Source organism: Mycobacterium sp. AZCC_0083 (genome assembly GCF_014202335.1).
Taxonomy (GTDB): domain Bacteria; phylum Actinomycetota; class Actinomycetes; order Mycobacteriales; family Mycobacteriaceae; genus Mycobacterium.
Genome location: NZ_JACHGP010000007.1, coordinates 221,229 through 245,867, shown reverse-complemented (window position 1 = coordinate 245,867; position 24,639 = coordinate 221,229). Strand labels below are relative to the sequence as shown.

At 66.5% G+C, this 24,639-nt stretch carries 24 protein-coding genes; 15 read left to right on the top strand and 9 right to left on the bottom strand.

The genetic code is table 11. The features are described 5' to 3' along the window. The first annotated feature begins 26 nt into the window (after positions 1 to 26). From HNP02_RS18980 to HNP02_RS18945, 8 genes are all read left to right on the top strand, one after another. Positions 27 to 1,133 (top strand): saccharopine dehydrogenase NADP-binding domain-containing protein, encoded by a 1,107-nt coding sequence (locus HNP02_RS18980; RefSeq protein ID WP_184441288.1) that lies wholly within the window; start codon positions 27 to 29, stop codon positions 1,131 to 1,133. Further along, on the top strand, positions 1,130 to 2,047 hold the full coding sequence (locus tag HNP02_RS18975; protein ID WP_309241621.1) for an alpha/beta fold hydrolase: 918 nt from the start codon (positions 1,130 to 1,132) through the stop codon (positions 2,045 to 2,047). Before HNP02_RS18980 ends, HNP02_RS18975 begins: the two co-directional genes overlap by 4 nt. A gap of 88 nt (positions 2,048 to 2,135) precedes the next feature. After that, complete coding sequence (locus HNP02_RS18970) at positions 2,136 to 3,416, top strand: aryl-sulfate sulfotransferase (protein ID WP_184441287.1); 1,281 nt, start codon at positions 2,136 to 2,138, stop codon at positions 3,414 to 3,416. Between the two features lie 81 nt (positions 3,417 to 3,497). Continuing rightward, on the top strand, positions 3,498 to 4,811 hold the full coding sequence (locus HNP02_RS18965) for an NtaA/DmoA family FMN-dependent monooxygenase (RefSeq protein ID WP_184441285.1): 1,314 nt from the start codon (positions 3,498 to 3,500) through the stop codon (positions 4,809 to 4,811). Then, positions 4,808 to 6,181, top strand: a complete 1,374-nt coding sequence (locus HNP02_RS18960; protein WP_184441276.1) for an LLM class flavin-dependent oxidoreductase — start codon at positions 4,808 to 4,810, stop codon at positions 6,179 to 6,181. The genes HNP02_RS18965 and HNP02_RS18960 overlap by 4 nt, the downstream gene beginning before the upstream one ends. 194 nt (positions 6,182 to 6,375) lie before the next feature. After that, positions 6,376 to 7,929: an APC family permease gene (locus tag HNP02_RS18955; protein WP_184441274.1), complete on the top strand. Its 1,554-nt coding sequence runs from the start codon at positions 6,376 to 6,378 to the stop codon at positions 7,927 to 7,929. Then, complete coding sequence (locus HNP02_RS43750; RefSeq protein WP_184441272.1) at positions 7,926 to 8,909, top strand: GNAT family N-acetyltransferase; 984 nt, start codon at positions 7,926 to 7,928, stop codon at positions 8,907 to 8,909. Before HNP02_RS18955 ends, HNP02_RS43750 begins: the two co-directional genes overlap by 4 nt. After that, positions 8,906 to 10,141: an acyl-CoA dehydrogenase family protein gene (locus HNP02_RS18945; protein WP_184441271.1), complete on the top strand. Its 1,236-nt coding sequence runs from the start codon at positions 8,906 to 8,908 to the stop codon at positions 10,139 to 10,141. The genes HNP02_RS43750 and HNP02_RS18945 overlap by 4 nt, the downstream gene beginning before the upstream one ends. 7 nt (positions 10,142 to 10,148) lie before the next feature. Here the strand turns inward: HNP02_RS18945 and HNP02_RS42820 are convergent, their stop codons facing one another. From HNP02_RS42820 to HNP02_RS18935, 3 genes are all read right to left on the bottom strand, one after another. Beyond that, a complete protein-coding gene (locus HNP02_RS42820) occupies positions 10,149 to 10,271 on the bottom strand; it encodes a hypothetical protein (RefSeq protein ID WP_255506670.1) in 123 nt (40 codons plus the stop codon). 83 nt (positions 10,272 to 10,354) lie between these two features. Continuing rightward, complete coding sequence (locus HNP02_RS18940; protein WP_184441269.1) at positions 10,355 to 12,241, bottom strand: family 2A encapsulin nanocompartment cargo protein cysteine desulfurase; 1,887 nt, start codon at positions 12,239 to 12,241, stop codon at positions 10,355 to 10,357. Then, the gene (locus HNP02_RS18935) at positions 12,228 to 13,154 is read right to left on the bottom strand and encodes a family 2A encapsulin nanocompartment shell protein (protein ID WP_184441267.1); all 927 of its coding nucleotides are present in this window, start codon (positions 13,152 to 13,154) and stop codon (positions 12,228 to 12,230) included. Before HNP02_RS18935 ends, HNP02_RS18940 begins: the two co-directional genes overlap by 14 nt. Positions 13,155 to 13,748: 594 nt before the next feature. Here HNP02_RS18935 and HNP02_RS18930 point away from each other — a divergent pair. After that, positions 13,749 to 15,047, top strand: a complete 1,299-nt coding sequence (locus HNP02_RS18930) for a thioester domain-containing protein (protein WP_184441265.1) — start codon at positions 13,749 to 13,751, stop codon at positions 15,045 to 15,047. A 3-nt stretch (positions 15,048 to 15,050) separates the two neighbouring features. Here HNP02_RS18930 and HNP02_RS18925 read toward each other — a convergent pair whose 3' ends face one another. The 4 genes from HNP02_RS18925 to HNP02_RS18915 all read right to left on the bottom strand — a co-directional run bounded on the left by HNP02_RS18925 (position 15,051) and on the right by HNP02_RS18915 (position 18,797). After that, entirely contained in the window at positions 15,051 to 17,063 is a 2,013-nt protein-coding gene (locus HNP02_RS18925; protein ID WP_184441263.1) for a glycoside hydrolase family 15 protein, read from the bottom strand. Between the two features lie 48 nt (positions 17,064 to 17,111). Further along, complete coding sequence (locus tag HNP02_RS42815; RefSeq protein WP_255506669.1) at positions 17,112 to 17,240, bottom strand: hypothetical protein; 129 nt, start codon at positions 17,238 to 17,240, stop codon at positions 17,112 to 17,114. A gap of 111 nt (positions 17,241 to 17,351) precedes the next feature. Beyond that, positions 17,352 to 17,489, bottom strand: coding sequence for a hypothetical protein (locus HNP02_RS18920; protein WP_184441261.1), 138 nt, complete (start codon positions 17,487 to 17,489; stop codon positions 17,352 to 17,354). Between the two features lie 69 nt (positions 17,490 to 17,558). Then, positions 17,559 to 18,797: an FAD-dependent oxidoreductase gene (locus HNP02_RS18915; RefSeq protein WP_309241620.1), complete on the bottom strand. Its 1,239-nt coding sequence runs from the start codon at positions 18,795 to 18,797 to the stop codon at positions 17,559 to 17,561. 24 nt (positions 18,798 to 18,821) lie between these two features. Between HNP02_RS18915 and HNP02_RS18910 the strand changes: the two genes are divergently transcribed. From HNP02_RS18910 to HNP02_RS18890, 6 genes are all read left to right on the top strand, one after another. Beyond that, positions 18,822 to 19,016, top strand: coding sequence for a hypothetical protein (locus HNP02_RS18910; RefSeq protein ID WP_184441258.1), 195 nt, complete (start codon positions 18,822 to 18,824; stop codon positions 19,014 to 19,016). 173 nt (positions 19,017 to 19,189) lie between these two features. Next, a complete protein-coding gene (locus HNP02_RS44065; RefSeq protein ID WP_375373691.1) occupies positions 19,190 to 19,282 on the top strand; it encodes an Ms4533A family Cys-rich leader peptide in 93 nt (30 codons plus the stop codon). A gap of 113 nt (positions 19,283 to 19,395) precedes the next feature. Further along, positions 19,396 to 20,448, top strand: coding sequence for a sulfate ABC transporter substrate-binding protein (locus tag HNP02_RS18905; RefSeq protein WP_184441257.1), 1,053 nt, complete (start codon positions 19,396 to 19,398; stop codon positions 20,446 to 20,448). Continuing rightward, positions 20,445 to 21,293, top strand: coding sequence for a sulfate ABC transporter permease subunit CysT (gene cysT, locus HNP02_RS18900; RefSeq protein WP_184441255.1), 849 nt, complete (start codon positions 20,445 to 20,447; stop codon positions 21,291 to 21,293). The genes HNP02_RS18905 and cysT overlap by 4 nt, the downstream gene beginning before the upstream one ends. Continuing rightward, on the top strand, positions 21,290 to 22,102 hold the full coding sequence (cysW, locus tag HNP02_RS18895) for a sulfate ABC transporter permease subunit CysW (protein WP_184441254.1): 813 nt from the start codon (positions 21,290 to 21,292) through the stop codon (positions 22,100 to 22,102). The genes cysT and cysW overlap by 4 nt, the downstream gene beginning before the upstream one ends. Before the next feature lie 21 nt (positions 22,103 to 22,123). Continuing rightward, positions 22,124 to 23,215 carry a sulfate/molybdate ABC transporter ATP-binding protein gene (locus tag HNP02_RS18890; protein ID WP_184441253.1) on the top strand — a complete coding sequence of 364 codons (1,092 nt, stop codon included), beginning with the start codon at positions 22,124 to 22,126 and terminating at the stop codon, positions 23,213 to 23,215. Positions 23,216 to 23,218: 3 nt separating this feature from the next. Here the strand turns inward: HNP02_RS18890 and HNP02_RS18885 are convergent, their stop codons facing one another. Both HNP02_RS18885 and HNP02_RS18880 read right to left on the bottom strand, forming a co-directional pair. Then, the gene (locus HNP02_RS18885) at positions 23,219 to 23,938 is read right to left on the bottom strand and encodes a sirohydrochlorin chelatase (protein ID WP_309241619.1); all 720 of its coding nucleotides are present in this window, start codon (positions 23,936 to 23,938) and stop codon (positions 23,219 to 23,221) included. Beyond that, complete coding sequence (locus tag HNP02_RS18880; protein WP_184441249.1) at positions 23,935 to 24,639, bottom strand: phosphoadenylyl-sulfate reductase; 705 nt, start codon at positions 24,637 to 24,639, stop codon at positions 23,935 to 23,937. Before HNP02_RS18880 ends, HNP02_RS18885 begins: the two co-directional genes overlap by 4 nt.

The following is a 24,639-nucleotide window of genomic DNA, read 5'->3' as shown; positions in this document are numbered from 1 at the left end:
CAATACAGACTGTATTGTAATGTTCCATGACTTCCACAATAGCAATCCTCGGAGCGTCTGGGCTGGTAGCACGCTCGATCATCAGCGAACTCGGCGCTTCCGACGAACGACACCTGGTCTTCGTCGGCCGTGACCAGGGGCGGTTGAGCGCGGCGGCCGCCGATTCCGGATCGACGTCCCCCTTCACCCTCGCCGTCGGTGACGACCGGAACTGGGCAGCGATCCTGGACCGCGTTCCCCTCCCCGATCTCGTCCTGAACCTCGTCGGGCCGTCCACCGACACCGCCCCGCCCGTTCTCGAGTGGTGCCTGCGCAACGGTGCCCACTACTGCGACGTCGCCAATGAATTGGATGCGTTCGAACACACCCTGGCTCGCGATGACGATGCGCGTAGGGCAGAGGTATCGGTGGTGACCGGCGCGGGTTTCGGCGTGGTCGCAACCGAGGCGTTGGTGGTGGCCCTGCGCGGGGATCGTCCACCGGCGAAATCCGCGCGTGTCGCGGCGATGCCCGGCATGGCCACCAAGGGGCGCAACGTCGCCGCCAGTGCGGTCGAGGTACTTGCCGCCGGTGGCCGCGCCTACCGGGATGGCGTCCTGACCCGCACCCGGCCGGGTAGTGCGTACTGGCGCATTCCCACGCCAAGTGGGGGCAGCGTCGGTGGCCTCGGCGTGGCCGTCGGTGATCTCGAATCTGCACGGCGAGCCTCTGGCGCCGGTGACGTCGACGCGTTCACCGCCGAGGTCCCGGCCAATGCACTCGTCCGGGCCGTCCTGCCCGCACTGGCCAAGGCCGCACGCTACCGCCCGATCCGCCGAGCAGTCGAATACGGTGTGGGGCTGACTGATTCGCCAGGACCAGCCGGTCAGAACCAGGACTACGTCTCCCTGAGCTACGCGCAACTGGACTGGGCCAATGGTGAGTCGCGCGCCGGATGGCTGCAGATGGGAGACGGGTACGAGTTCAGCGGGAAGGTGGCGGCGGCGGTCGTGCGCGCCCAACTCGCAGGCGCGGTCTCATCAGGGGCGCACACCCCGGCGTCCGTGCTCGGCCCCGAACTCGCCTTCGACGCCGGTGCCACGTTCGTCGTCGATGAAGCTCACTGCACGCCAACGCCGAGGGCCCAGCGGTGAGCGAAGCAAGCCAAGGCAAGACCGGCCGCGAATCGGTGAGTTTCAACGGCGCGGACGGTGCGCGCATCGACGCCTGGTTGTTTCGACCCGACCCGGACGTCGCGACCGGAACGACCGTCGTGATGGCGCACGGGATCGGCGGGATCAAGAGCGCAGGATTGGCGCCGTTCGCCAAACGCTTTGTCGCAGCTGGGCATACATGTGTGGTGTTCGACTACCGCAACTTCGGCGCATCGGGGGGATCACCTCGTGAGCTGCTGAGCATCCGTGCCGAACGCGATGACTACCGGCGGGCACTGGACTTCGCCCGCCAACTAACGGAGACATCGCGCACGGTGGTGTGGGGCTGCTCGTTCGCCGGACTGCACGCCACCTGGCATGCCGTTGACGACCGGCAGCTGGCGGGGGCCATCGCGATCTGCCCTCTGGTCGACGGGGCTCATGCGACGCTGTCGAAGCCCGTCACGCTCTCGGCGCGGTTGATGGCCGCGGGATTGGCCGACTTGCTCGGTGCGGCGTTGCGCCGCCCGCCTCGCTACGTGCCAATCAGCGTGCCCGACGGTGCATTCGGTGTCCTGCCGGCATCCGATTCCATGCTGGGCCGCACGATCCTGGCCCCGACCGACGGTACGAACTGGCCCAATCGCGTGACTGCCCGCAGTCTGCTGGGTACCGCGTTCTGCCGACCATCGCGACGACTGGGTCGCGCACGGTGCCCGGTGCTGCTGGTCGTGCCCGACGTCGATACCGCCGTGCCAACCGGTGCGGCCCTGCGCGCCGCGAAGTTCCCGCAGGTGACCGTGGTGCGCAGCCGGGGTGGGCACTACGACGTCTACTCGGGTGGCCGCGACTACGAGCACGTCGTCACCGCCCAGCTCGACTTCCTGGCCACACTCGGCCGGACGACTGGATGATGGCGACGGTGCGTGCCCGGCCTCGTCGGTCGAATCACCGGGAGCGCAACCGTGGTACGGAGATGCTTGCGCCGGTATGACATTTGGAATGGCGTTCATTCAGTTCAGCGGTGTTACGCACCACGAACCCGAGCAGGTCTACCAAAGTCATGTGCTCTACACAGCCGCGGACGGCGTGACGCGACTCATCGACCTGGACGGGGCGGTCCGTCACGAGTGGCCGTTTCCCGGCGTTCCAGCCCGGATCATCGACCCGGCGTTGAACGGGGGGCGGGTGGGTGACGTTGGGGTTCAGCTCACCCAGGTGGAAGGCTCACCCGGCGGCATCTATGGCAACCGCACCGTCGGGCAATTGTCGTGGACGGGGGAGAAGCTCTGGGAGTGGGGGACCGAGTCACCGGGCGGCGCAGCGCGCCAGAACCACGATTGGGAACTGCTCGCAGGAGGCAATCGACTCATCCTGGTCACGATCCCGCGGGAGGTGCCGGATCTGGGTCCACACGTCGTCGGCGACCAGGGACTCTATGAAGTCGCACCGAACGGGTCGATCGTGTGGCAGTGGAGGGCAGGCGATCACCTCGACGAGTTCGGCTTCACAGCTGTTGGTTTCGACTATCTACGCCGCACGGTCGCGCGCAGGCCCGACGACATCTGGGGATATCTCGAAATCAACAGCGCCAAGACGCTCGGCGCCAATCGGTGGCATCGAGAAGACCCCGAGACGGTCTTCCAGCCCGACAACATCCTGATCAGCTCGCGCAAGGCCAACGTCATCGCGTTGATCGACAAGCGTTCCGGGCGAATCGTTTGGCGACTCGGTCCATACTTCGACGCCCAACCCGGCGCCGAACAGCAGCGGATCAACGGCCATGCTCTGCCTCGGCCCCTTGATCAGATCTCGGGCCAACACAACCCGCACTTCATCGCCGACGGGCTGCCCGGTGCGGGCAACCTCCTGGTCTTCGACAACCAGGGGGGCGCCGGTTACCCGCCCGCCCCCCTCGGCATCTACGCAGGGTCGCGGGTGTTGGAGATCGATCCGTCCACTGAGCAGATCGTCTGGCAGTACACGGCAGAGGATTCGGGCCGGCCGCCGTGGACGTTCTTCAGCTCCTTCGTGAGCAACGCTCAGCGGCTGCCCAACGGCAACACGCTCATCACCGAGGGCATGCACGGCCGCATCTTCCAGATAACGCCCTCCGGGCGGGTGGTGTGGGAATACCTCACTCCCTACGAGGATTACGCGGTCGCCGGCGAACCCGAGGTGAAGGTGCCGACCGTCGAGGGAGTGGACCGCGCCACGCTGACCCGGATGATCTACCGGTCGCAGGCCGTGCCCTTCGATTGGGTCCCTGCCGACGCGCGATAGCGAGTATCGCCGGACGAGGAGTTTTGATTACGGCGCATTTAACACCTACGAAATCCACTGCTGGGTAATAGGTTCCACCAGGTGTCTCGAGAACTCCATCTGTTGGCGTTCGGCAACACCAGATCTGCCGGACCGTGGCGTCATCCAGGGATCGACAACAGCACGGCAGGCATTCGGCGTCGCCTGGTCGAGAACGTGCGCATCGCGGAGGCAGGGACCTTCGACGGGGTGTTCTTCGCCGATGGACTGAACTACGGGCCTGAGGAGACGTGGGCGTACAAGACCACCGAGGACTTCGAGCCGCTGACCACCGCGTCGGCGTTGGCGCTGGTGACCGAGCGGATCGGTCTGGTGGTCACCGGCTCGGCGACACTGCAGCACCCGTACCACCTCGCGCGTCAGCTGCTCTCGCTCGACCACCTGAGCGGCGGCAGAGCGGGGTGGAATCTCGTCACCAGCTTCGCACGGGCCGCGGCCGACAACTTCCACGCCCGTGGTGTGGTCGACCACGACGAGCGGTACCGCGTGGCCGAGGAGGCCATCGAGGTCGTCGAGAAGCTGTGGGACTCGTGGGGCGAGGACACGATCGTCGAAGATCGCGTCGCAGGAATCTTCAATGACGTCAGCCGGATCCGGGTGCCCAACCATCACGGTCGCTATTTCGACGTGAACGGGCCCCTCGGTGCCGCTCGTTCCGCGCAGGGCAGGCCCGTCATCTTCCAGGCGGGCTCGTCGACGACGGGACGCGCGTTCGCCGCCAAGCATGCCGAGGTCATCTTCACGGGACAGGGCACGCTCCTGCGGGCGCAGGAGTTCTACCGCCAGATCTACGCCGAGGCCGATCAGCTCGGGCGTGCCACCGCACCGCTGATCACCCCGTCACTGCGATTCATCGTGGGTTCCACGGAGGACGAGGTGCGCCGTATTGAGCGCACCGCGTACGAGTACTTCAGCCCGGAGTACCAGGCAGGCTGGCTGTTGGAGGTCGACGTCGACGTCACGGGCGCAGACCTGGATGGGCCAGTGCCCGAGTCGGCCTTCCCGGCCAGCACCGAGACCCACCAGACGGCCTTGGCCGGCTACCGTGCGCTGGCCTTCGACGGGGCACCATCGGTGCGGGAGTTCTTGTACCGCACCGTGAACGGTTGGGGAGCGAGTGTGGTCGGTGTTCCCGAGCAGATCGCCGATCAGATCGAGACGTGGTTCGAAGCGCGAGCAGCCGACGGCTTCGTCCTGCAAGGGCCCGGACTTCCCGGGCAGTTCGAGGACTTCGTCGAACAGGTCGTGCCGTTGCTGCGCAAGCGCAGGCTGTTCCGGCACGAGTACACCGGTACCACGTTCCGCGATCATCTGGGCCTGACGAGTCCGGCCAACCGGTACGAGGTGGGGGCATGAGTTCGTCGGTCGAACCGTTCGTGCTGTCGGCGTTCACCATGTCGACGCCGTCGCACGGCAACTTCGGTCTGTGGCGCCATCCCGAGGACAGGACCTCGTCGTACACCGATCTGCGGTACTGGACGAATCTCGCGCGGACACTCGACGCGGGTGGTTTTGACGCACTGTTCGTCGCCGACGCCGTCGGACAGCTCGACGTCCATGGTGGCGACGCGACGGCTGCGCTGAGCAAGGGAGTGCAGACTCCTGTGACCGATCCGCTGCTCGCCGTCTCGGCGATGGCCGCGGTCACCGAGCACCTCGGGTTCGGCATCACCGTGTCGACGACGTACGAGAGCCCGTATCTGTTGGCAAGGAAGTTCAGCACGCTCGACCATCTCACCGGCGGACGGATCGGCTGGAACATCGTCACCTCACTGCTAGACAGCGCCGCGCGCAACATCATCGGGCGTGATCGGCAGATCCCGCACGACGAGCGGTACGCCATGGCGCAGGAGTTCCTCGAGGTGACCTACAAACTGTGGGAAGGGTCCTGGGAGTCCGACGCCGTCGTCCGCGATCGTGAGCGGGGCGTCTACACCGACCCGGCGAAGGTTCACGCAATTGGTCACGAGGGAACCTACTTCAGCGTTCCCGGTGCCCATCTGGTCGAGCCGTCGCCGCAACGCACTCCCGTCCTCTTCCAGGCAGGCACATCACCAGCAGGTCGCGAATTCGCCTCCCGCAATGCCGAGTTGGTATTCGCCAACGATCCACGCCCCGATGTGCTGCGCACAAACATCGACGACATCCGACGCAGGGCGGTCGCACACGGCCGCAAACCGGACTCCATCAAGTTCGTCACGTCGATCGAGATCGTCGTCGACGACACCGACTCCGCTGCCGAGGCGAAGGCGCGTGAGTTGTCGAAGTACCACGACCTGGACAGCGGGCTGGTCCTGTTGTCGGCGCTCAGCGGCGTCGACTGGTCCGAATACGACGTCGACCGTCCGATCGAACAGTTCGAGACCGACGCCAGCCGGTCCATTCTGGCCGCGGTCGACGACGCCGATGCCCGACACCAGGCCACGCTACGCGACTACGCCGGCGGCTTGGGTGGGTTTGGCGGTGCGTTGTTCGTCGGGTCCGCTCGCACCGTGGCAGACGATCTCGAGGCCTACGCGCAACGCGCCGGTGTCGACGGGTTCAACATCGTCTATCACATCACGCCCGGCAGCTTCGTCGACGTCGCCGACCACCTCATCCCGGAATTGCGTCGACGCGGCAGGGCGCGTGCGGCCGACGATCGCTCGACGTCGTTGCGGCAAAAGCTCTTTCCCGCAGGCACGGCATCGTTGCCCGATGATCATCCTGGCGCGGAGTACCGGTGACGTACGCCGCCTCGCAGGCTGAGCAAACCTGTGAGAAATAATCCCAGCGATTCTGACGGCTGACGCCACGGGCTGTGTTACGGCACTCTGACATCCAGATCAGTAACACGTTAATCGCCTACATACCAGCGCATTGCGCGGCATGCACACCGAGTTCGCGGCCCGACACGGTCGAGCCAGGAAGGCAGTTCGCCATGTCCACACAGGTTCCGGAGGTTGCACTCTCCGGCCGAACACTGTCCTCGGCCGAGGGCACCGGCCTGCAACGCGACGCGCTGGGCTTCTGGGGCGTCTTCGCGCAGGGGCTGGCCGCGGCCGCACCCAGTGTCGCGGTCGCATCCGTCCCGTTCTCTCTCTTCTTGGCTGCGGGCAAGGGCGCGGCGTGGGCAGTGCTGGTCGGTCTGGCGATCACCGTCCTCATCGCGGCGACCATCAGCTTTCAGGCCAAGCGCACCGTCTCGTCGGGATCGCTGGGTACCTATACCGGTAACGGCCTCGGGCCGGGCTTCGCGTATGCCGCAGGCTTCAGTCTGCTGGTTGGCTACATCGGCTTCGCCACCACGGGAACACTCGGCGGCGTCGTCTACCTCGACGCGTTCCTCGAATCCATCGGATTGGGCTCGCAGGCAACGTGGTTCCGCCTGCTCCTCGTTCTGGTCATCGTCGGGGTCGCCACCTACCTGCCGTACAGGGGCGTGTCGATCGCAGCGAAGTACGAATTGGTGATCGAGCTCATCGCCGTCGCGTCCATCCTGGTGATCATCGTCGCGGCATACATCGGCTACGGGTTCCGGGTGGATTGGGACCAGTGGAACCCAAGCCATCTCGGCAACAGCGCGACGTTCATCGCCGCCGTGTCGGCCGTCGGGGCCTACGCAGGATTCGAGAGCGTCGCCTCACTCGGTGCCGAAGCCAAGGACGCGCACCGCAGCATCGCACGGTCGCTGCTGCGGGTCGTTCTGCTCTTGGGAGTGCTCTACATCGTTGCGACCTACCCGCAGATCCTGTTCTTCGGCGGCATCGACGGTGACAAGGCGATCCTTCCCCAGCTCGCTGATTCCACCGGCGTCTCCTGGGTCAACCACGTCGTGAGTGGGGCGGTGGCCGTTGCGTTCATCGTCTTCGTCACGGCGGTCACCACGGCCGGGGCGCGGTCCCTGTTCACCTTCGCCCACGAGGGTGCACTGCCCGCCGCGCTGACGAGGGTGCACGCCAAGTACAAGACGCCGTGGGTGGGTATCGCGTTCATTGGGCTACTGGCGCTCGTCTTCTCGGTGGTAGCGACCTTCAGCTCGGCGGGCCGGGTGGTCTTCGAGGTCTACGGTGGCTACGTCGCGAACTGGGGCTTCCTGACCAGTTATCTGCTGGTGGTGATCGCCACGCCGATCTGGCTCTACAAGATCAAGGCGCTGACACCACTGCGCCTGGTGGTTTCCTCCGCTGCCACACTGGCTTTGGCGTATGTCTTCTTCAGCAACTTCTACCCCGTGCCCGAGTTCCCGTTCAACATCCTGCCGTTGATCTTCGGCGGCATCCTGCTTGCCGGGCTGGCGTGGTACTGGTATCTCAAGCGCACCAACCCAGAGGTCGCGAAACGCATCGGCACGATTCAGACGCTGTCCGAGTCCGAACAGCAGCGCCTCGCCGACGAGGGCATCCTCGACGTGCTCGACCACCAGGTCGACGATCAGTCGAGCGGCGACGACGATCCAGAGCCGCGCCGCGAGAAGGAACCCGTCGCGCCGTGACCACCCAACTAGTGGATGACTGGATCGTCACTGCCGCCACGGCCATCGACCACTCCGCGATTGCCGACTTCCTCGCCACCACCGACGGGCTCGGTGGACGCAAGTTCGCCGCCGACTCCCGCGACGTCGCCGAACAACTGGACGGGGTATACCCACACGGCGCGACGGTGATTCGGGACCGATCCGGGGTGGTCCGCGGTTACTCGACGCTGCATCAGCCCCACGGCGTTGACCTGCAAGAGGTGTCCGCTGGCTTCGTGTTCGATCCCGCAACGCCTCCCGACGTCGTCGATGACGTGGTCGGCGCCGTGGTGAGCCGATTTGCGCGGGAGGCCGAATCGATACCGGGCGCATATCTTCGGGTCTTCACGGGTGCCGATCAACGGTCCGTGATCGATGCGCTGACCCGTAGGGGTGCCCACCGGGAGGGACAGTTCGTCCGCACCCGCAAGCCTCTCCACCGCGAAGACCCAGCCGCACTCGCGGCCGCCTCGATCGACGGCATCACGGTGATTTCGTGGTCGGAGGTCATCGAGCGCGACCTCGGTGAGCACGTGCGGCGCCTGCAGTACGACACCTTCCTCGAGCACTTCGGCAACATGTCGAAGACTCCAGCGTCATGGCAGCATCACGTCCACAGTCGGTTGTTCACACCCGATTTCAGCATCGCGGCAATCGAGCACGGCGAGGTCGTCGGCTATGTCCTTGGCTCGACGTACACATCGGGTACGGCGGGCTCGGAGGAACGCAGCGCGCACACCGACTACATCGGAGTCCGCCGCGACCAACGCAAACGCGGCATCGGCGAGCTGCTGCTCGGCAAGATCTGGCTGGCGGCGCTCCGGCGCGGACTCACCGTCGCGTCGCTTGGCACCGACATCGCCAACCGCAGCAATGCGCATCTGCTCTACGAGCGGCTCGGCTACGTCGCGGACGAGAAGCAGGCCGCATACCGGATCGATGAGGTAGTGACGCAATGAGTTTCGCAACAACGTATCTGCGCAGGCCCACCGCGCTCGACGCCGAGCTGGAGTCGACGTTCCTGCCGATCTTCGCGCAGATTGCCGAGGGCAGCCGGGACCGTGAGCGGAACCGAGTCCTCCCTCGCGAACAGGTCCGATTGCTGATCGACGCCGGTTTCGGCACTCTGCGAATCCCCGAGGAACACGGCGGTTTCGGCGCCTCACTCGAGCAGACGTTCCTGCTGCTCGCCGAGCTCGGTGCGGCCGACGCGAACGTCTCGCACATCTTCCGCAACCACCTGGCCTTCGTCGAGGACCGGCTCAACGCGCCGACGTCGGATACCAACGACGTCTGGATCAAGCGGTTCCTCGCGGGCGCGTTCGTCGGCGGGGGCTGGACCGAGGCGAACAATCTGACCCTGGCCAAACTGGCGACGACGGTGACGGCCGAAGACGACCACTGGCTGGTGACCGGCGCCAAATATTATGCGACGGGCAGCCTTTACGCGGAATGGCTGGACGTGCTCGGGCGTGGTGACGACGGTGAGCTGTTGACTGCCCTCGTTCGGGCCGACGATCCCGGGGTGACGTTGGTGGACGACTGGCGGGGTTTCGGTCAGCGCGCCACGGCAAGCGGCACCGCGCGCTACGAGCGGGCTCGGGCCGACGTCGGCGACGTGTTTCCCGCGGCCGACAGGTTCGGCTACCAGTCGCACTTCTATCAGATCGCGATGCTGGCAGTGCTGACCGGCATTACGGGGGCGGCATTGCGGGACGGCTCAACGGCACTGGCCGAGCGCAAGCGCAACTACCCCCAGGGCCTTGCCGAGGTTCCCACCGACGACGCTCAGCTCCTACAGGTCATCGGAAGTGTCTCGGCGGACGTGTTCGGTGCCGAGGCCGCGCTGGCCAGGAGCGCCAGGAGCCTGGACCGGGTCGCCGAGGGAAGACTGACCGAGCACGATGGGAACGGCAGACGGCGACTCGTCGACGCCGAGGTCGCCGTATCGCAGGCTCAGCTCGTCATCATCGACGCGGCACTGCGGGCCACGACCACGATCTTCGACGCGCTGGGTGCCTCGGCGGTATCGGAAGAACTTGGACTGGACCGGCATTGGCGCAATGCCCGCACACTGGCCTCGCACAACCCTCGCGTGTACAAGGCCCGCATCCTTGGCGACTGGCTGATCAACGGCAAGGACCCGGTCCCTGATCTCGCTGCTCGAGGTCACGGAGGTCAGGGCAACTGACGGCTCGTCACACCAGACCCCGCGCACGCAGGATCGCGGCGGCACCCTCGGTGTGGCGGCGACCTCTCCCGCGGCGGGCGAGGCGGCTATCGCCGTTGGTGGGCAGGTCCCCGTGCAGGTGAATACTCATCGTGCCGTCCCTTCGCTAGACGACACCATGCTGCGCGGGCACGAAAGTGTCGACGAGACATGGAAACACGATGATCCTGGCGGTCAGGATCGGCTAGTGCCGCCCTCGGCGATGCGGCGCACCGCATCGATGAAGACGTCGATCTCGTCGAAGGTGTTGTAGAAGGCGAACGACGGCCGCACCGTGGCCTCGAGGCCCAGTCGCCGCAGGATCGGTTGGGCGCAATGGTGTCCCGCCCGCACCGCGATGCCTTCGGCGTTGAGCGCCTTGCCGACCTCGAGCGGTCCGTGGCCTGCCAACACGAACGACAACACGCTAGCCTTCTCCTCGGCGGTGCCGACGAGCCGCACGCCAGGAATCTCGGCCAACCGTGGTGTGGCGTAGTCGAGCAGGGCGTGTTCGTAGGCAGCGATGCGCTCGATGCCGACCCGCTCGACGTAACGCAGCGCCTCGCCGAGACCAACGGCGTCGGCGATGTTGCCGGTGCCTGCTTCGAACTTGTTCGGCGGACCCTGGTAGAGCGAACGCTCCAGCGTCACGTCGGCGATCATGTTGCCGCCGCCCTGCCACGGCGGTGTCTCCGCCAGGGCGTCTTCGCGCCCGTACAGCACGCCGATGCCGGTGGGGCCGACGATCTTGTGCCCGGAGAACACCAGGAAGTCGGCTCCGAGGTCCTGCACGTCGATCGGCATGTGCGGGATGGACTGTGCGGCGTCGATCAGAACCCGTGCGCCGTAGCGGTGACCCAGTTCGACGATCTTCTTGGCCGGTGTCACGGTGCCGAGGGCGTTGGAGACATGCGTCGCGGCAACGAGTTTGGTCTTCGGGCCCAGCAGATCCTCGAACTCCGACAGCAGAAGATTGCCTGCATCGTCGACCGGTGCCACCTTGAGAATCGCACCGGTCTGCTGCGAAAGTATTTGCCAGGGAACGATATTGGCGTGGTGCTCCAGGTGGGTGATCACGATCTCGTCGCCTGGGCCGAGGTGCTTGCTGCCCCACGCGTAGGCCACCAGGTTGATGGCCTCGGTGGTGCCGCGGACGAAGATGATCTCCTCGGTCTTCGACGCTCCGATGAAGCGTCGAACGGTGTCGCGCGCCTCCTCGTAGGCGTCGGTCGCCCGAGCGGCCAGTTCGTGTGCGGCGCGGTGGATGTTCGAGTTCTCGTGGGCGTAGAAGTACGCCAGCCGATCGATCACCGCCTGGGGCTTCTGCGTCGTCGCTGCGTTGTCGAACCAGATCAGCGGCTTGCCGTTGACGGTCTCGCGCAGGATCGGGAAGTCTGCCCGCACTGCGTTGACGTCGAATACCTGGTGGTTGTCGGGCAGCTGCGGCACCGGGTCCGCGGCTGTGGTTTTCGGCGGCTCCGCCGCTACGGCGTTCGGCGGCCCTGACAGGAAGTAGTAGTTCGCCTCATCGCCTTCTGGCGCCGCGGCAGGCGCGCCCGTCCAGCCCAGATCGGCGACCGACGGCGCTGAGGAAGGCCAGCTGGGTGCTGACCCACGCGGCGCCACCGGGGCCGTAGGTGGGGAGCCCGCCAACACCCCTGGCACCGTCGACACGATGCCAGAGGTCGGCACCGCGTACGGGTCGAGCGCGCTGCCTACGGTGTAGCCGGCCGACGGCGCGGCCGTCGTGTCTGGCACCGAGCCGCGCGGAGCAACCGGCACGGTCTGCGGAATGCCGTCCGGTGCAGGTGAACTCGGGGCCGGAACGTAGACGTCGCGAGCCGGCGTGAACGCGACGGGCGTCAACGGATTCGCGGCGCCGACCGCGGCGGTGCCCGCCGACGTCGCGGCCGTGGCATCCGGCGCCGAGCCGCGCGGCGCCACCGGCGCCGTCAGTGGGGGACTGTCGGGGCCCGGTCGGAAGCTGGTGGCGAACAGCTGGTTGGCCAGTGCGGCGAGCTCCGCAGCACCGATCGGCAAGTCGCTTTCAGCTTCTACCGAGCGGTACTCACTTGTACTCATGGAACTGGTCCACCGCCACGTCCTCGAGCACTGCGAGCGCGTCGTCGGTCAGCACCGCCAGCGACGAGTACAAGGTGACCAGATAGGACGCGATCGCATTGCGGTTGATGCCGGTGAACCGCACCGACAAACCGGGCGCCTGCTCGCCGACCAGTCCAGGCTGGAACAGGCCGACGACTCCTTGGCGCTCCTCGCCGGTGCGCACCAGGATGAACTTGGTCTTGGCGTCTTCGACGGGAACCTTGTCCGACGGCACGATCGGGATGCCACGCCAGGTGATGAACTGCGTGCCGAACAGGCTGACCACAACCGGCGGCACGCCGCGGCGGGTGGCTTCGCGGCCGAACGCGGCCACGCCAAGCGGGTGGGTCAGGATGAATCCCGGTGTCTTCCACACCTTGGTGATCAGCGAATCCAGGTCATCGGGGGTGGGCGCGCCACCAAGGGTCTGAATGGTCTGCTCAGGGGTCACCTGCGACAACAATCCGTACTCCGGGTTGTTGATCAGCTCGGACTCCTGGCGCTCCTTGATGGTCTCGATGGTGAGGCGGAGCTGTTGGGTGACCTGGTCATGCGGGCTGGAGTACAGATCGGAGACCCGGGTGTGCACGTCGAGCAGCGTCGAGATCGACCGCAGCGTCAACTCCCGCGGGCTGGTCTCGTAGTCCACGTAGGTCTGGGGCAGCGGCTCGTCCGCGGCCGTGCCGCCCTCGTCGACGTGGATTGCGACCCGGTCGGGATTGACGACCCGGTTCACCCGGTAGATGCCTGCTTCGACCGGTACCCAGCTCAGAAGGTGCAACAGAAAACGGGGAGTGATCGTCGAGAGCTGGGGAACGGTCTTGGTGGCATTGGCGAGCTGCCGTGCGGCGAGATCGCCGAGTGCCTGTGACTCGTTCTGAGGCGAAGTCATGGAGTACCTCCTGGGTCTGAAGAGGCCGCTAACAACGGTGGGGCAAGCGGCGGTGCGGTGCCAACATGATCATGCTCTACGACATGCCGCGGTGCGCGCCGAGCGTATACCAAAATTCTGCGGAATAAACACCCCTTCTACTCATCGTGATGCGAACTCTCGACCCACCACGAGGCGAACTCCCAACCAACCACGGCGCCAACTCACAGCCCCAAAGTTTTCATCACGCTGACCCGAAGGTCATGGGTTCGGCCACGGTCACTGACTCTTCTTCAAAAGCCGACGACGACGCCGAATGTTGAGGGGAGCGCGGGGATGTCGCGACTCCAGCATAGGGGCGAACGGGTCGCCGAAGGGTGGTACGTCGCCTCGAGGGCAAGGGTCGGCGAGGGCACTCCTTGCCAGATGCCCGTCGTCCCGTATCCTTGGCGGTATGCAACAGCCTGCATCGACGCTGCGAAGTGGTTTGGCGCGCTTCTCGGTGCCCATGGGCTGTTGTTGTTGTTGATTTTCTGACGCCCCAGTTCTTCTGCGTTGACGCCCGCCTGATCGGCGGCGAAGTCACGCGCGATCAACTTTCAGAAAGTCAACCCGATGACCAGTCACACCCTTTCCGAGCGCATCCACGCACCGGTCGCCGTCCGGCGCCGCGAAGTGGCAGGCAGCGGTGAGCTCAGCCGCATGACCAGGTACCGCGGCGGCACCTACTCGCACACCGTGGGCTCCCTGGTGTTCACCGACGGCACCACTGCGCGCACGGACCTGATCAGGCTGAACCCCAACGTCGATGCGTATTCGCTGGACTTCGGCGGCCACGCCCCGACGCGCCCATCGCACTACCGGGCTGCGACGTGGGCGGCGGTGACCAACCTGCGCGCCCGTGCCCGCGAGGCCGAGATCGACTGGATCCTTCGCAACTCATTTCCGACGATCGGCACCGCGGAGCTGAGCCGTCGACTGCGCGCGGCCGGCTACCCGCTGGGTTCGTCCAACGTCGCCGAACACGAGGCCATTGCAGCGACCCAGGCCGCGATCTGGTTCTTCACCAACGACATGAAACTCGACGATCGCCCGAGGAACGTGCCCGTCGCGGTGCGACGGACCCCGAGCGCCATCGACTTCGAGTTCGACAGCGCACCTCAACTGGGCGGCTACACCGTCGAGGTCACGTCGAAGACGGGTGCGTCGCTCCGGCTGCAGAAGTCAGCCGACGGGTCCACATGGCGTGACGTCGCCTCGTCGAGGCTGACCGTGACCGAGCCTGGCCAGTACCGCAAGTCGCTCGGCTCGGGCAGCACGCTGTCCCGTTACCTGCCCGGCCGCCGTGCTCAGGGCTACCGGCACTACCGGCTCGTGGACGACGCCGAAGGCCGCGTCCCCGTGGCTGATGTGTCGTTCTGGCTGGAGGGGGAGAGTCACTATCTCAACCCCGACCGTGTCGTCCATCTCTACGACTACCTGCTGGCAGGCGCCCGCTGGGCCCGCGGCCACGCGGTGGCCCCTGAGCTGTCGGCCGTCGCCGCCGTGGTCGATGGCGGTCTGATCGGCCCGCTTCGACTGCACGCCAATGACGCTGTTGCGCTGACGGTTTCGGGTGGATCGCTGCTTGACGAAGACGGTGCCGAGCTGTCGGGTTGCGAGCCCGGCGGCGAGTTCTATCTGCGCCCGCACCTCGGTGTCGACGCGGCGACGGTCACCGCCACCGTGCCTGCCCGCGCCGACGGCTTTGGTGGGCGCGTGATCACCGGTGTGGCGCGCGACGAGGTGAACAACCGACTCACTCCCGTGGCGCTGGCGGTACCTGCGCCCCTTGTCGTGGACTTCCACCTGCAGTGGCGAGCGCGCGCCGAGCAGTCGTTCGACCGACCCTTGTTGCGCGCCGTCGGCGGCTGACCTCTAGGTCGGTGCGTTGGCCGGCTGGAACACGCCGGTGCTGTCGGCCTCCTCCTCGGCGCGGATCACGTGCACCACGGCGTTGATCAGTGCCAGGTGCGTGAATGCCTGAGGGAAGTTGCCGAGGTGGCGTCCGGTTCGCGGCTCGATCTCCTCGGCGTAGAGATGCAGCGGGCTGGCGAACGACAGCAGCCGCTCGCAGAGGTGCTTGGCCCTGCTGATCTCACCGATCTCCACCAGCGCCGACACCAGCCAGAACGAGCAGATGGTGAACGAGCCCTCTTCGCCCTGTAGCCCGTCGTCGGTCTCCTCGGTGCGGTAGCGCAGCACCAGTCCGTCCTCTGTGAGCTCGTCGGCGATCGCCAGCACCGTGGCGCGCACGCGCGGATCGTCGGATGGCAGGAACCGCACTAGGGGGACGAGCAACAGCGAGGCGTCGAGCGCGTCGTGGCCGTAGCGCTGGGTCAGCGCGCCGCGAGCATCGACGCCGTGGGCCAGGATGTCGGCCTTGATCTCCTCGGCGATCGCCCGCCATTGCTGGGCGTAGCTCTTCTCGCCCTGCAGTTCGGCCAGTTTCGAGCCGCGATCAAGGGCCACCCAACACATCACCTTGCTCGAGGTGAAGTGCTGCGGCTCGCCGCGTACCTCCCAGATGCCGCGGTCGGGTTCGCGCCAGTGCTTGATGGCCTCTTCGACCTGGTTCTTGAGCACCGGCCACAGCATCTCCGGGATCTGCTCACGCGACTTGGCGTGCAAGTACACCGAGTCGAGCATGGTGCCCCAGATGTCGTGCTGCATCTGGTCGAACGCGCCGTTGCCGATTCGCACCGGCCGGGAGTTGTCGTAGCCGGAGAGGTGGTGGAGCTCCTCCTCGACGAGGGTGCGCTCGCCGCCGACGCCGTACATCACCTGAAGTGGGTGGCGCTCACCGTTGTTGGCGCCCGACACGTCGGCGATGAACGCGAAGAAGTCGTCGGCCTCACGGTCCAGGCCCAACGTATACAGACCCCACAGCGCGAACGTGGAGTCACGCACCCACGCGTAGCGGTAGTCCCAGTTGCGTTCGCCCTGAGGCGTTTCCGGAAGCGACGTGGTGCTGGCCGCCAGCAGTGCGCCGGTCGGGGAGTAGGTAAGTCCCTTGAGCGTCAATGCACTGCGCTGAAGGTAGGCCCGCCACGGATGGTCGGGGAAGTCGCCGATGTTGATCCACTGCCGCCACGACTCGCTGGTCTTCCACATCTTCTCGGAGGCTTCCTCGAAGGTCTGCGGTGCCGGGTGCTTGGACCAGCTGAGTGCGACGAAGACGTTGTCGCCCTCGTTGAGACGGGTGCGGGCCCGCGCTTCGTGCCCTTCGAGGCCGACGCGCAGGTTGGTGGTCAGCCGCAGCGTGGGGTGCGCCTCCGGATTCTTGCCTGCCCGTGCGATGGCCTCGCCGTACGCTCCCGCCGAGTACTCCCAGGTGGCGGCCTCGCGGTGGTAGTCGAACGCAGGCTCGCAGCTCATCACCAGCTCCACAACGCCGCTGACGCAGCGGACCGTCCGCAGCAGAATGTGTTCGGCGTCCCAGTCCATCGGGGTGCGGCGGTGGGTTCTCGACCGGGTCTCGATGTCGTGCCATGGCCCCATCACCAGCGCGTCGCGCACGATCAGCCAACCCGTGTGCGTTTGCCAGGTGGTTTCCAGGATCAGGCTGCCAGGAAGGTAGCGCCGGGCCGCGGGCACGGTCACCCCGTACGGGCCGAGGCGGAAGTGTCCTGCGCTGCGATCCAGGATCGCCCCGAAGACGCTCGGCGAGTCCGGCCGTGGCACGCACATCCACTCGACCGAACCCGCCGACGAGACCAGGCAGCTGTTCTCGCAGTCCGAAAGGAACGCGTAGTCGGCGATCGGCGGGAACGGGTTCCGCAACGGGCCGCCGGGCGCGTAGGGGACGGGGGCGGTCACGGTATACGGCGCTTCGGTAACGACGTCGGCCGTGCCCGTCTCGTCGGCGGGATCGGTGTGCTGCAGAACCATGTCGCACATCATCAACCGCGCAGGTACCCGCCGTCTACTCGTGCCCCGTCACCGGCGCGCCGATCGGGTGTCGTAGCCGCCCAACCCGAGGGGATGCACCACCACTCGGGTCAGCACGTAGTACAACAACCCGGCGACGAGGAAGGCAGGCAGCGATGCCGCGGTGTAGCGGAACAACCCACTCGGCTCGTACGAAACCGGGTTCAGCAGCAGTGAATACGGGACCGCACCCGCGCCAACCGCAATGAAGGCGACGAAGTTGACGCCCTTCCAGTAGCTATACCTGGACTAGCTGATCGGCAGGAACACGTCCCTGATGTGCAGTTGGCGTCGCCGAAGGATGAAGTAGTCGACGATCTGCACCGCGCACAGCGGCGCCAAAACGATTGCGCCCCATGACAGGAAGCGGCCGTAGTCGTCGTCCACCGCGGCCGGGAAGAAGACAAGGACGGCCGCTCATCGGTGACGTCATCGCGCGGTGAGTGCCGCCCCGGTTCAGCGCCGCGCGTAGGCGGGAGCGCGTTCGGGCAGGGGCCCGATGGCCACCGCATATCCGGCCACAGTGCGCAGGAGCGGCATGCGGCCGACCAGGCGCACGGCCAAAGGTGCGCGCCCCGGGGCGTCCTCTCCGACTGCAGCGGCGATGACCTTGGCGTGGATCGCACGTTGCGCCCCCTGGATGAGCGCGGTCGGAACCCAGCGTCTGGCCTGAATACGCGCCAAGTCCCGCGTGGTCACCCGTCCCGCGCGCAGCGGCGCCGCCAGGGCACGCGCCGTCGCCACGGCGTCGGCCACTGCCAGGTTGATCCCGACCCCGCCAACCGGTGACATCGCGTGCGCCGCGTCTCCGATGAACAGCAGGCCGTCCGTGTACCAACGGTGAAGTCTGTTCAGCTGCACGTCGAGCAGCTTGACGTCGTCGAAGGAAGTCAGTTGGTCGACGCGGTCGGTCAACTGCGGCACCAGTGACGCAATCGTGCGCTGTAGCGACTCGATGCCCTCGGCTCGCACCTGGGAGTCGCTGCCCTTCGGAATGATGTAGGCGCACTGGTAGTAGTCGCCGCGGTCGATGACGATCATCGCGTGCCCCGATGTCAGCACGCCCTCCAAGCCCGGCGGGTCCTGCTCGGCGCGCGGCAGCCGGAACCACCACACATCCATCGGGGTGCCGAAGCTCTTGGGCTGCAATCCCATTGCCGTCCGCAAGGTCGAATCCCGGCCGTCGCACGCCACGGTCAGATCGGCGCGCATCTCGGCGATCCGGCCGTCCAGTCCCCGGTAGCGCACACCGACGACCGTGTCCCCACGCTCGCGAATGGGTTCGAGCACCTCGCTGTTGCGCATCAACCGGAACGAGGGCTCCTTCTCGGCGGCCGTCGCGAGCAGTTCGAGGAAGTCCCACTGCGGGACTAGTGCGATGTGTTTGTGCGGACCTGGGATCCGATGCAGATCGATGTCCACCGATACACCCTGAATCTTCATGCCGATGGTCTCGATGACGCGGTGCGTGAGTTTCTGGAAGTCCTGGCCCAGGCCTAGGTCGTCCAGCAGTCGCAGCGTGCTGGCGTGCACGGTGTCACCGCGGAAGTCGCGGAGGAAGTCGGCGTGCTTCTCCATCACCGTGACCTTGACGCCGGCGCGGGCCAGCAGCAGACCCAGCATCATCCCCGCGGGTCCACCGCCTGCGACCAGGCACGTGGTGGCTTCCGGAGCAGCCTTCTCAGGGGTCGTCACGCCGTTGATCGTAGGCTGGGCAAGGTGAGCGGCATCCTGAATTGGTGGGACGGCGTCGAGCTGTGGCTGTCCGGCCTCGGGTTCGTCGCCCAGACCGCGGTGGTGATGCCGGTGGTGCTGCTGTTGGCCTACGGGATCGCGGTGCTGCTGGACGGCGCACTCGGCAACGGCATCAGATTGCTGAAACGCGGCCCGCACGTCGAAGACGACGAGTCGTGACCGGTATGCCACGCTCCCGCGTCACGTTGGTACTGGTCATCCTGGTGGTGCTGGTGATCGTCATGTGGCTGGTCGCTCGCTGATTGTGGCTCCTCGCCCGCTGATCATCTGCTGAAACATTCCCCGGTCGCTCCGCTCCTGCCCTCCGGACCCACTCTGTTACGCTTCGCGCCATGCACGCAGCCCCGGGCACTACGGAGAGCCATGTCTTGGCACTCATCGCCGTAGGTAGCTGCGCTGTTGCCGATGTGCACTGTTGTCGCTGACTCCAACCCGTCCGCGGTTTGGTGTCGGCTGTCGCTGTCCTCGCGCTCACGCTGATCCAGCTCCTTGCCGTTGTGACGGGTCTCCCGTTCAAATGCCCGCAAGGAAAGGTCACATGTTTCTCTCAAATCCTGTCTCCAAGCACAGCCCGACGAAGTTCTTCACGACCGCCGGCGCCCTCGCCGTCACCGCGACACTGCTCGCCGCGTGCGGCGGCGGGTCCAGCGACGTCGCCGGTAGCGGCGATCAGCCCAAGGCGGACACCACCCTGACCCTCGTCGCGTACGCCGTGCCCGAGCCGGGTTGGAGCAAGATCATCCCCGCGTTCGCCGCCACCCCAGAGGGCAAGGGCGTCGCGGTGACGACGTCCTACGGTGCGTCGGGTGACCAGTCCCGCGGCGTGGTCGACGGCAAGCCCGCCGACATCGTGAACTTCTCGGTCGAACCCGATGTCACCCGACTGGTCAAGGCCGACAAGGTGGCCAAGGACTGGAACGCTGACGCCACCAAGGGCATCCCGTTCGGCTCGGTCGTCTCCCTCGTCGTGCGCAAGGGCAACCCGAAGCACATCAAGGACTGGGATGACCTGCTGCAGCCCGGTCTCGAGGTCGTCACCCCGAGCCCGCTGAGCTCCGGCTCCGCCAAGTGGAACCTGTTGGCGCCGTATGCCGCCAAGAGCAACGGTGGCAAGGACCCGCAGGCCGGCCTTGACTTCGTCAACAAGCTGGTGACCGAGCACGTCAAGACGCGGCCAGGCTCCGGACGCGAGGCCACCGACGTGTTCCTTCAGGGCTCGGGTGACGTTTTGATCAGCTACGAGAACGAGGCCATCAACTCCGAGCGACAGGGTAAGCCGGTCGAGCACATCAACCCGCCGCAGACCTTCAAGATCGAGAACCCCGTCGCGGTCGTCACCACGAGCGCTCACCTCGAGCAGGCCACCGCGCTGAAGAACTACCTGTTCACCAAGGAGGGCCAGAAGATCTGGGCCCAGGCCGGCTTCCGCCCCGTCGATCCCTCGGTGGCCCAGGACTTCGCCACTGACTTCCCGACGCCCGAGAAGCTGTGGACCATCGACGATCTCGGTGGCTGGAGCGCCGTTGATCCCGCGCTGTTCGACAAGGACAACGGCTCGATCACCAAGATCTACAAGCAGGCCACCGGATGACAGCTGGGCTAGCGCCCACTCCCGAGGCGGCGCCGCCTAGCCGGCTGGGCCGCCGCCACGGCACGACGTCACTGCGGGTGGGCGCAGCGACGGTGTGGCTCAGCGTCATCGTGCTGCTGCCACTGGCCGCCATCGTGTGGCAATCGGCAGGCGGAGGGTGGACGGCGTTCTGGAACGCGGTCAGCTCCAACGCCGCGCTGGAGTCGTACAAGGTGACGCTGTCGGTCTCCATCGGCGTCACCGCGGTAAACGTGGTCTTCGGCTTGCTGGTGGCCTGGGTGCTGACCCGCGACGACTTCCCAGGCAAGCGGTTGGTCGACGCCGTCATCGACCTGCCGTTCGCGTTGCCGACCATCGTCGCGAGCCTGGTGATGCTGGCGCTGTATGGTCCGAACAGCCCTGTCGGGCTTCACATTCAGCACACCAAGTGGGGCATCGGCGTCGCGCTGCTGTTCGTCACGTTGCCCTTCGTCGTGCGCTCGGTGCAGCCGGTTCTGCTGGAACTCGACCGCGACGTCGAGGAGGCGGCCGCGTCGCTCGGCGCGAACAACGTGACGATCTTCACCCAGATCGTTCTGCCCGCGCTGCTGCCATCGCTGCTTTCCGGTGCGGGGCTTGCGTTCTCGCGTGCGATCGGTGAGTTCGGCTCGGTCGTGTTGATCGGTGGTGCGGTGCCGGGGGAGACCGAGGTGTCCTCGCAGTGGATCCGCACCCTGATCGAGAACGACGATCGCACCGGCGCCGCGGCGATCTCCATCGTGCTGCTCATCGCCTCGTTCCTGGTGCTGTTCGTGCTGCGCGCGGTCGGTTCGCGGGCGGCCAAGCGTGAGGAGCTGGCCCGATGATCCTGTCGCGGTCGGTGCGTTATCTCCTGCGCTACCTGGCGTTGGCCTACATCCTGGTGCTGGTCGTCGTCCCCGTCGGGCTGATTCTCTGGCGCACATTGGAGCCGGGGTTCGGCGAGTTCATCGCGTCGATCACGACGCCAGCCGCGGTGTCGGCCTTGCAGTTGTCGCTTGTCGTGGTGGCGATCGTGGTGCCGCTCAACGTGCTCTTCGGTGTGCCCACCGCGCTGGTGCTGGCGCGCAACAAGTTTCGCGGCAAGAGCGCGTTGCAGGCAGTCATCGATCTGCCGTTCGCCGTATCGCCGGTGGTGGTCGGTGTCGCTCTGATCCTGCTGTGGGGTTCGGCGGGTGCGCTGGGCTTCGTCGAGAACGACCTTGGCTTCAAGATCATCTTCGGTCTGCCCGGCATCGTGCTGGCAAGCATCTTCGTCACGGTGCCGTTCGTCATCCGCGAGGTCGAACCAGTGCTACACGAGCTGGGCACCGACCAGGAGGAGGCTGCTGCCACCCTCGGTTCGCAGTGGTGGCAGACCTTTTGGAAGATCACGCTGCCATCCATCCGGTGGGGCCTGACCTACGGGATCGTGCTGACCGTCGCAAGGACTCTCGGCGAGTACGGCGCCGTCATCATGGTGTCGTCCAACCTCCCCGGCACGTCCCAGACGCTGACGCTGCTGGTGTCCGACCGCTACAGCCGCGGTGCCGAGTACGGCGCGTACGCGGTGTCGACGCTGCTGATGACCGTCGCGGTGTTCGTGCTGGTCATACAGGTGATCCTCGACGCCCGCCGCGCCCGCGCGGCAAAATAGCCTCAACAAGGAGATTTGCAGATGACCACCGATGAGCGTCCGAGCGAAGTGCCGCGAACCAACGCGATCACGGTGCGTGGCGCAAACAAGCGCTACGGCGACTTCGTGGCGCTGGACAACATCGACTTCGACGTGCCAGAAGGGTCGCTGACGGCACTGCTCGGCCCCAGTGGATCGGGCAAGTCCACCCTGCTGCGGGCCATCGCCGGGCTCGACCAGCCCGATACCGGCACCATCACCATCAAGGGCGAGAACGTCACGGCCGTGCCGCCGCAGCGCCGTGGCATCGGCTTCGTCTTCCAGCACTACGCCGCGTTCAAGCACCTCACCGTGCGCGACAACGTCGCGTTCGGGCTCAAGATCCGCAAGCGCCCCAAGGCCGAGATCAAGGACAAGGTCGACAACCTGCTCGAGATCGTCGGGCTTGCCGGTTTCCAAACTCGCTACCCCAATCAACTCTCCGGCGGCCAGCGTCAACGGATGGCCCTGGCCCGTGCGCTCGCGGTGGACCCGCAAGTGCTGCTGCTCGACGAACCGTTCGGTGCGCTGGACGCGAAGGTGCGCGAGGATCTGCGCGCCTGGCTGCGCCGCCTGCACGACGAGGTCCACGTGACCACGGTGCTGGTCACCCACGATCAGGCCGAGGCGCTCGACGTGGCCGACCGGATCGCGGTGCTGAACAAGGGCCGCATCGAGCAGGTGGGCTCGCCGACCCAGGTGTACGACAGCCCGACCAACGCTTTCGTGATGTCGTTCCTTGGGGCGGTGTCGTCGCTGAACGGCTCGCTGGTGCGACCGCACGACATCCGGGTGGGTCGCAACCCCGACATGGCGATCGCGCAGGCCGACGGCAGCGTGTCATCCACGGGCGTCATCCGCGCCACCATCGACCGAATCGTGGTGCTGGGCTTCGAGGTTCGCGTCGAGCTCACCGGCGCGGCCAACAATGGCCCGTTCACCGCGCAGATCACTCGCGGCGACGCCGAGGCGCTTGCACTAAAGGAGGGTGACACCGTGTACGTCCGCGCCACCCGGGTGCCGCCGATCCCCGGCAGCCTCGAATTGCCCGACGTCGACGAGGCCGACGACGTCGCATCGCTGACGAAGGCCTGAGGCTCAGGCCGCGGCGCGCACCGAAAGGGTCTCGTCGAAACGATCGAGCAGCGTTGCCGCCACCAAGTTGTGAGCGCCCAGCGGTGCCGTCATCGAGATGCCAAGTACCGCAGCGGATTCTGCCACGCGGTCGGTGATCACGCCGGGAGCGATGAACCACGGGGCAACGACAAGTTGGCGCGCTCCGCGATCCCGCAGTCGCTCCGCGGCGTCGGCGATCGTCGGATGCGGGCCCGTCGCGAAGGCCACCTCGACTCCGGCCCACTGGGTCCGGGCCGCCAGTGCGGGCGCCACCGTCGCCGTCCTGGCGTTCGCGGCCTCGTTCGAGGAACCCACCGCCACCACGATCACACCGAGATCCCGATCGCCGCTGGATAACCCGGCCTCGGTCAAGCGTTGTCCGAGCACGGTGATCAACGCCGGATCCTCGCCGAGCACGTCGGCCTCGGTGACGACAGTGTCGGACGCCGCGATCACCGCGGGGATGTCGACGCGAGCGTGATACGCGTCGGCCAGCAGCATGGGCACCACGACGGTCCGGCCGGGGTGCCGACCGACGTCGACCAGCACGTCGCTCAGATTCGGCCCGCACTGTTCAAGGAACGCGGCGTGGACGTCCAGCCATGGCCGCAGCCGACGCAGACGGCCGGCCAAGGCGAATGCCACTGCGGCAGAACGGGGATCCGCGCTGCCGTGGGCCGCGAGAACCAGGCTCTCCCTCACGACGCGTGCAGCCCGCACTCCGTCTTGGACTGACCTGCCCAGCGACCGCTGCGCGGGTCGGCGCCCTCGACCGGCTTGGCCGTACACGGCAGGCAGCCGATCGACGGATATCCTTCGTGGACAAGCGGATTGACGAGGACGTCGTTGGCGTCGATGTAAGCCTGCATCTCCTCGTCGGACCATGCCGCGATCGGGTTGATCTTCACCAGCCCGAAGGCCTTGTCGAAGCTGATCAGCGGCGCGTTCGCGCGGGTGGGTGCCTCGATGCGACGGATTCCGGTGACCCAGGCGGAGTAGCCCTTCAGTGCCTTGCCAAGCGGCTCGACCTTGCGCATCCGGCAGCACGCCGCTGCGTCACTGGCGAAGAGGTCCTTGCCCAGCAGCTGATCCTGCTCGGCGACGGTCTTCTCCGGGGTCACGTTGACCACGTTCACGCCGTAGACGGCCTCGACGGCGTCACGGGTGCCGATGGTCTCGGCGAAGTGGTAACCGGTGTCGAGGAACAGCACGTCAACCCCGGGGCGCACCTTGGCGGCCATGGCCACGAGAACGGCGTCCTGCATGTTCGACGCCACGACGTAGTCGCCGCCAAACGTCTCGTCGGTCCACCGCAGCAGTTCTTCGGCACTCGCGCCGTCGAGCTCGGTGGCACCGCGCTCCGCGACGTCGATCAGATTCTGCTCGGTCATCGTTTCGCTCAT

Bases quoted from the DNA above. Each gene is read 5' to 3' on its own strand.
- HNP02_RS18905 (WP_184441257.1), top strand. From the start codon at position 19,396: ATGTTTCTCTCAAATCCTGTCTCCAAGCACAGCCCGACGAAGTTCTTC.
- cysT (WP_184441255.1), top strand. From the start codon at position 20,445: ATGACAGCTGGGCTAGCGCCCACTCCCGAGGCGGCGCCGCCTAGCCGG.
- HNP02_RS18880 (WP_184441249.1), bottom strand. From the start codon at position 24,639: ATGAGCGAAACGATGACCGAGCAGAATCTGATCGACGTCGCGGAGCGC.
- HNP02_RS18955 (WP_184441274.1), top strand. From the start codon at position 6,376: ATGTCCACACAGGTTCCGGAGGTTGCACTCTCCGGCCGAACACTGTCC.
- HNP02_RS44065 (WP_375373691.1), top strand. From the start codon at position 19,190: ATGCACGCAGCCCCGGGCACTACGGAGAGCCATGTCTTGGCACTCATC.
- HNP02_RS18940 (WP_184441269.1), bottom strand. From the start codon at position 12,241: ATGAGTACAAGTGAGTACCGCTCGGTAGAAGCTGAAAGCGACTTGCCG.
- HNP02_RS18945 (WP_184441271.1), top strand. From the start codon at position 8,906: ATGAGTTTCGCAACAACGTATCTGCGCAGGCCCACCGCGCTCGACGCC.
- HNP02_RS18935 (WP_184441267.1), bottom strand. From the start codon at position 13,154: ATGACTTCGCCTCAGAACGAGTCACAGGCACTCGGCGATCTCGCCGCA.
- HNP02_RS18930 (WP_184441265.1), top strand. From the start codon at position 13,749: ATGACCAGTCACACCCTTTCCGAGCGCATCCACGCACCGGTCGCCGTC.
- HNP02_RS18960 (WP_184441276.1), top strand. From the start codon at position 4,808: ATGAGTTCGTCGGTCGAACCGTTCGTGCTGTCGGCGTTCACCATGTCG.
- HNP02_RS18890 (WP_184441253.1), top strand. From the start codon at position 22,124: ATGACCACCGATGAGCGTCCGAGCGAAGTGCCGCGAACCAACGCGATC.
- HNP02_RS18925 (WP_184441263.1), bottom strand. From the start codon at position 17,063: ATGGTTCTGCAGCACACCGATCCCGCCGACGAGACGGGCACGGCCGAC.
- cysW (WP_184441254.1), top strand. From the start codon at position 21,290: ATGATCCTGTCGCGGTCGGTGCGTTATCTCCTGCGCTACCTGGCGTTG.
- HNP02_RS18980 (WP_184441288.1), top strand. From the start codon at position 27: ATGACTTCCACAATAGCAATCCTCGGAGCGTCTGGGCTGGTAGCACGC.
- HNP02_RS42820 (WP_255506670.1), bottom strand. From the start codon at position 10,271: ATGAGTATTCACCTGCACGGGGACCTGCCCACCAACGGCGATAGCCGC.
- HNP02_RS18970 (WP_184441287.1), top strand. From the start codon at position 2,136: ATGGCGTTCATTCAGTTCAGCGGTGTTACGCACCACGAACCCGAGCAG.